The organism is Flavihumibacter sp. CACIAM 22H1, assembly GCF_001601815.1.
GTDB lineage: Bacteria > Bacteroidota > Bacteroidia > Chitinophagales > Chitinophagaceae > Flavihumibacter.
Window position 1 is genome coordinate 18991 of the sequence record NZ_LUKG01000080.1, and the last position, 3674, is coordinate 22664.

Sequence of the window (3674 nt, forward strand, 5' to 3'; positions counted from 1 at the left end):
CAGTAAAGCAGGTTCGGAAAAAGCCGGACCAAAAAAAGAAAAACCTACCGGTAAAGCATACACTTCTCCGGCGGGTACGGTAATATGCGGATAACCCGAAATGGCCGCCGGTGAGGTAAGGGAAACATCGCCCCAGCGGTCGCCATACCAGCGGTCAATTGCGCAGGAAGGGCCCATGGTTAATCCGGCAATAGCATCCAATTGCTGTGTTTTAAACTGCTCATCAAGCAAGGCTCGTGAACCGGCATACGAAGCCTGGAGGGCTGTTTTGTATTCCGGGCTCTCTAAGCCCCCCAGCTCATTACAGGCTTCCAGTGTATCCTGCTTAAAATAAGGCATGGCCTTGTCTTCATTAGATTTATTAAACGCAATTACATCGGCCAGGTTTTTCACTTTTGCGTTGGCTTGAGATAGATAGTTGTTTACGCCGGCTTTGAACTCATATTTTAATACATTGTATTCATGCTGCCCGAGTTCATTTATTTTGTCTAAGTAGTCAATTTCAATAACGGTAGCGCCAAGTGCCGTTAATGATTGAACACAGGTACGCTGTAAGGCATGCAGGTACTGGTTGTCGCCGGGCAGTTTCTTTTCGATTCCTATCCGTTTGCCGGCGAGGGCATTTTTATGCAACTGTTTTGTATAATCAGGCAAGGCTTTTCCGGCAGCGGCAACCGAAGCTGTATCGTTTTTATCCGTACCTGTTAATGCGGACAGCAAAATAGCTACATCTGTAACGGTTCTGCCCATAGGGCCCGCTGTATCCTGCGTATGCGAAATCGGGATAATGCCCGATCGGCTCCATAAACCCACGGTTGGTTTTAAGCCAACTAATCCTGCTACAGAAGAGGGGCAGGTAATGGATCCATCGGTTTCTGTTCCAATTGCGATGGCGCATAAATTAGCTGATGCGGCCACGCCAGAACCGGAACTGGAACCACAGGGGTTATGTGTCAGTAAATAAGCGCTTTTTGTTTGTCCACCCCGGCTGCTCCATCCCGAACAGGACTTGCTTGATCGGAAATTGGCCCATTCCGATAAATTTGTTTTTCCTAAAAGCACCGCACCCGCATCTCGCAACTGTTTAATAATAAAAGCATCCTTCGAAGCAATATTACCTTCAAGGGCCAGGGCACCTGCGGTGGTTTGCATTTTATCGGCTGTGTCTATATTGTCTTTAATTAATACGGGTATGCCATGTAGCGGACCACGGACTTTTCCGTCTTCTCTTTCTTTATCCAGTGCGTTGGCAATGTTTATGGCATCCGGATTAATTTCTATGACGGCATTTAAAGCTGGCCCATTTTTGTCAATTGCCGCAATCCTGTTCAGGTAGAGCTGGGTAAGTGCAGCGGCCGTGTATTCTCCTTTTTCCATGGCGGCCTGAAGTTGTGGTATGGTCCATTCATCAAGTTCAAAAGGATGGTTGCCGTGCTTTTTTTGAGCGGTTTCTTTTTCCTGCGATGGCTGACAGGCAACCAGGCTACCGGCTGCCAGTGAAATACCGGTGATTCCGGAGTTTTTTAAAAAATTGCGACGATTCATAGTATTGAATTTACTGATTCTGACCATCATAACAGCGAATTTGTGTAGGTAGCTACACAAAATGGGGAGGGGGTTCCGCATACTCGTTTGAAATGGCCGCATTTTCAGGGTAAACCCGTATTGGTATAGATATTGGATGATGTACTGTAGTTTTTCATAGGATATTGGATTAAAAAACGGGGTGTATGTCTATACTGCCCTCTTCTTTTGAACTACAATCAGAACAATACAAAAGCCCCTGCGTCTAATCGTTGCAGGGGCTTTGTATATAAACCAATTATATAACCTGGTCGTTTACACGTATTTTGTTTTTCCGGGAATTGCTATGGGATAGAACCCGTCTGCATTCGGAACAATGGAAGGAAGCGCGGTGAAACTGAACTCTTTGGGCATGATGTTCAGTCCACTGTTGATGGCTTTATCCCATTCGATGATCTGTCCGCTATACGTTGCCATTCTGCCAAGTATGGAAGTCATACTGCTCTTAGCGCCGTTTTCCGCATCTGCAAATTTGTATTGGCCTTTGGCAATGGCTTCAAACAATTCATCGTGCTCGGTCTGGTAAGGATTATTCTCCTTGGTATTATCAAACTTATAAAGTTGCTTACCATTTCTGTCGGTAATGGTTCCTGCTCCGCAAGCGATGCTTCCTTTGGTACCTACCAGCAGTTCATCCACTCTTGCCATGGTGCCGGGAATATGCCTGCACTGACTGTTAAGAATAGATCCATCGGCATAGGTAAATTCTACAAAGTGGTGATCAAAGATTTCGCCATGATCTTTTCCATTCCGTACCTGTCTGCCACCCATACCCTGTGCTTTAACCGGGTAACCTCCCTTAAACCAGTTGATCACATCAATATTGTGAATATGCTGTTCGTTGATATGATCGCCACAAAGCCAGTTAAAATAATACCAGTTACGCATTTGGTATTCCATTTCGGTTTGCCCGGGTTTACGTTCCCGCACCCACACACCATCATTATTCCACCAGGCCTGGGCGGAGGTTATATCGCCGATCAGGTTTTTTCTTTTGTATAATTCGCGGTAAGAATTCTGGTAATGGCGCTGCAATCCTACAACTACATTCAGCTTTTTCTGTTTGGCTATTTCCGCAGCTGCCAACACTTTCTGAACACCTGCCGGGTCAACCGCTACCGGCTTTTCCATGAACACATGTTTGTTCTGTTTGATAGCTTCTTCGAAATGTATTGGGCGGAACCCCGGGGGTGTTGCCAGTATTACCACATCAGCAAGAGGGATGGCTTTCTGATAAGCATCAAATCCACTGAACTTACGATCTTCCGGTACGTCGATTTTTTTTCCTATTTCCGGGTTTTCAGCGGCTTCGCCCATGATGGATTTCAGCGAATTATCGAGGTTGTCGCGAAATGCATCTGCCATTGCCACCAGTTTTACATTTTGTTTGGTAAGCAGGGCCTGGATGGCGGCGCCGGTTCCGCGTCCACCACAACCTACAAGCGCTATCTTAATGGTGTCGGCAGCGCCGGAGAAATAATTGGCATTAGATAGCAGGGGGGCAGCTAAAATTCCGCCAGCCAGTAAACCGGATTGTTTTACAAAATCGCGGCGGCTTTTGCCTGCTTCAATTGAATCGTTCATCATTATCTGGTGTTTAGTGGGTTGAATGTAATAGGTTTAATTTGCTTGGTATGCTATAAAATTATCCATTAGTTCCCTAAAATTTCCTTGAAGAACGCCTCCGCCTCTTCTTTGGAGGGTTGTTGAAGCGGACGAACCACCCGGATACCTACCGAAGCGGCATCTGTCAGCCACCATTTGCTTTTGGGAATCTGGGGGTCCCGCTTGTTCCAGGAGGGGTCCGATTTCAGGCGGTTGGAACAGCGAAGGCTGGCCTCTTCATCTATATAGCCACCCCCTTTCAACACTTTCGGATATTTAACGGGGTTTACCTCCACCCGGGGGTCGGTCTGCTCCCCGGTTAATTTTGCCAGGCGGTCTTCCTGGTAATGATCCAATGTCCATTCGCTCACATTTCCAAGCATATCATACAAGCCCCAGGCATTCGGTTTTTTCTGGCCGCTTTTTTGAAACTTGTTTTTACTGTTTGCTTTGTACCAGGCATAGTCTCCCAATTGCTTGGGGTC

3 protein-coding genes are annotated in these 3674 nt (G+C 46.5%); all 3 read right to left on the reverse strand.

The window, feature by feature from the left end:
* Nucleotides 1-1545, reverse strand: a 1545-nt coding sequence (locus A1D16_RS17730) for an amidase (RefSeq protein WP_290711972.1), incomplete at its 3' end; no start/stop codon positions are given.
* A gap of 294 nt (nucleotides 1546-1839) precedes the next feature.
* Nucleotides 1840-3171 (reverse strand): Gfo/Idh/MocA family oxidoreductase, encoded by a 1332-nt coding sequence (locus A1D16_RS17735; protein ID WP_290711975.1) that lies wholly within the window; start codon nucleotides 3169-3171, stop codon nucleotides 1840-1842.
* A 65-nt stretch (nucleotides 3172-3236) separates the two neighbouring features.
* On the reverse strand, nucleotides 3237-3674 hold a 438-nt coding region (locus A1D16_RS17740), incomplete at its 5' end, for an SUMF1/EgtB/PvdO family nonheme iron enzyme (RefSeq protein ID WP_290711977.1).